The sequence below is a fragment of the Candidatus Methylacidiphilales bacterium genome, from assembly GCA_025056655.1.
In the GTDB taxonomy this organism is placed as follows: domain Bacteria; phylum Verrucomicrobiota; class Verrucomicrobiia; order Methylacidiphilales; family JANWVL01; genus JANWVL01.
Window position 1 is genome coordinate 1 of the sequence record JANWVL010000018.1, and the last position, 3,195, is coordinate 3,195.

The 3,195-nt window shown below is 55.9% G+C and carries 2 protein-coding genes; one reads left to right on the forward strand and one right to left on the reverse strand.

Features of this window, described 5'->3' with window-relative positions:
* Positions 1 to 200: hypothetical protein (locus tag NZM04_00775; protein MCS7062578.1), on the forward strand; the 200-nt coding region annotated here is incomplete at its 5' end.
* 524 nt (positions 201 to 724) lie between these two features.
* Here NZM04_00775 and NZM04_00780 read toward each other — a convergent pair.
* A partial coding sequence (locus tag NZM04_00780; protein MCS7062579.1) for a putative Ig domain-containing protein occupies positions 725 to 3,195 on the reverse strand: 2,471 nt, incomplete at its 5' end.

Below are 3,195 nucleotides of genomic sequence, written 5' to 3' on the forward strand. Positions count from 1 at the left end.
AACCTGTTTACTGGCCTCCGCTACACACCTCATCAATTTTACAGAACAAACTCAAGGCAAGTAAAAATAAGGCGAGAAAACACACAACACCTCTTCCCCCTTTTAGACAGTGGCGAGAAGCCTACCCAACTTTCCCGAACTGCAGTGAGAAGCGTAGTGCCTCACCGCTTTCCCTTTTGGACTGCGGTAAAAAGCGCTAGCGCCTCACCGCTGCTTTAAGAAAACCCTCAAAGCGGGGTCGCGCTGGCGCTTGCCCCGCGCTCCACAAAAGCAACAGAATAGCAGGCTGGTAGCCTGCCCGACTCCTTTTATAGTCATTCCACTCCTCCCCTCACGTCTTTCAAAGCTCAGCGAGCAATCTCAACAAGTATTGGCGGATCTAGAAATCCTTCCTCCAGTATGACTTAAACAGGGCTGGCAGAGGTCCCTTATGACTCAGAAGGCTGGCTGTAATGGATCTTATATCCGAGCTTCCACGCCCCCTGCTATCCCCCTTGCCATCCCGTGCTCCCTCCATTCCCCTCTCCTTCATTTCATTCCCCTCATAAATGTTCTTCCACCCCCTACGGAGATTTACAGAGGCGCTCTCCGCAGAGGGGGTCTTCCTGTATTATGTATTATGGTTCTGGTTTTCCTCTTCCTTCTTGGCCTTGCCCCCCATATCTGAGGAAATCCTGTTGTTAGGATTTGTCCATGTTCTTTCTTTTTTTCTCCTCCAGCCCTATCACGGCGCCACAAATGCCCCGTTGTTGCTCATCACCTGCGTCACGTCCAAACTCGTAATGTTCCCATCCGCATTCACATCCGACCGAAACGTCGCATTCGTTATCGCCTGGCCCACATTCGCCGTCGCCTGCGCGCTATCCACCGCATTCACCGTCCCATTCCCATTCACATCCCCTCGGATGATCCGCCAGTTCACCTTATCATTCCCCGTCACCGCCTGCCCATTCACACTCACCACCTTCACCCGATACTTCGCATTATTCGTCAACCCACTCACTGGTATCCTCACCGTGCTCCCACTATACACCGGCGCACCCAGCGTCATCGCAGGACCTACATCCTGCACCACACTCACACTCGTCACAGCCACGTTAAACGTCAACACCAACTCCCTCGCCACCGTGTGCGCTCGAGGATCGACTCCTGAAACTGAGCCCGCCAACGGCAGCGCCACATCCCCCTGGAAACTCCCATGCATCGCCCGCAAACGCGCTTGCGTCAACAATACCACCGGCGGTGGCGGCGTATGCGTCACCGTGATCGTCACCGTCTGACTCACCGTCCCACAGCTATTCGTCGCCGTCGCCTGATACGTAAACGTTCCCGTCGCCGTCGGCGTCCCCAAGATCGTATCCCCGCTGATGTTCAACCCAGGCGCAGGCGTGATCGCGCTTACCGTCACACTCGGCGTCGGCGCACCCGTCGTCGTCACCGTATGCGTAAACGCCTGCCCCAACGTCGCCGAAAGCGACCCCGCTGAGGTGATAGAAGGCTGGCTGTTCACCGTTAAGTTCACTGTAAACGGCGCACTCGTCCCCCCTCCATTACTCGCCGTCACCGTAAAGCTATACGCCCCAGCAGCCACATTCCCAGAGATCACACCCGTTCCCGCATTCAAGCTTAAGCCCGTCGGCAAGCTCCCCACTACAGCCCAGCTCGTCGGCGAATTCGTCCCCACCATCGTGATGCTGATCGTCCCAGGATTGCAGTGCGTCACACTCCCAGGCCCTGTCACCACGGGCGGACAACTTGTCACCGTCACATTATTCAACCCAAACCAATTTGTCGTGTTCGGCGTGCTCCCCTGCGTCGGCACCGTCTGGATCTGCACCTCATACGTCGTCGCACTCAAGCTCCCGATGGTGAAGGTATTCGCCGTGATAATCGGTCGCGACGCATTCGGCACGTTCGTCCAAGTCCCCGATCCTGTCGGACGATACCGAATCGCCAAATACTGCGTCATGCACCCCGTCCCAGCAGACCAGTTGATTACAATGCTGCCACTACATGTCGGCGCTACCGCCGTCGCCGAAAGCCCCGTTGCCGGGCACGAATGATTCGTCATGATATTCAGCGTAATCGGCTGGCTCACCGAGGCGCAGCCGTTCGTTAATGTAATCGTATGAGTCGTCACCCCCGCCGTCGTCGGTGTCCCCGTGATCATCCCCGTCGAAGCATTCAACGTCAATCCTGCCGGCAACGCAGGACTCACACTATACGTCCCCGATCCCATCCCTGCAGCATTATAACTGATGGCTTGTCCCACCATTCCATAGACCGTGTTGTAGTTCGGTAAACTAAGTGCTGGTGGCACCCAAATCAGTTTACTAAAACTAGCAGTCTTCCCGCAGTTATCCTGCATTGTCACAGTGAAATTATAATTGCCCGGAGTGGTGAAAGTCCCCCATAACGTCCCCGTGTTTGGCCCAGGAGTGAAGGTCAGCCCATGAGGAACATTGTTGAATCCAGTAAATGTCACTGGCAAACATGACGTTTGAGCCTGCGTCGGAATAGCCACATTCAGCGTTTGCCCTACCACACCACAGGACGGCACATTCGATAAATCCGCAAAAAGCTCGCTAAACTTCACTAAAAAGGCATCTCCCGATCCCCCAAAAGTATTCTGATGCCCACCAGAGGCGATGCCGGAGGTGCTCCACGTATGCGTTTGCCCCGCCAGATAGACGCTCCCGCCGTTCGTATCCACAGCGACACCGGCCCCAGGACCATTATAGTAAGTCCCCCATAGGCGCGTGCCAGATGGACTAAACTTTGCCAAGAAGCCAGGTCCAGGTGTATTCTGAAATCCGCCTGAGGCGATGCCGGAGGGGCTCGCCGTCTCCCCCGCCAGATAGACGCTCCCGTCGTTCGGATCCACAGCGACGGAATAGCCCTCTTCACCACCACCATTCCCCCCATAATACGTCCCCCATATTCGCGTCCCCGAGGCGTTAAACTTCACGAAAAAGGCATCATAATAACCCCCGAAAGTATTCTGATGCCCGCCGGAGGCGATGCCGGAGGGGCTCGATGTAATCCCCGCCAGATAGACGCTCCCGACGTTCGGATCCACAGCGACGGAATTGCCCCGATCTTCATTACCCCCCCCATAATACGTCCCCCAGAGTCGGAAGACTTGCTGCTGAGCGGAAAGCGGCATGGGATCCAGACACCCTAAAACGACGATGC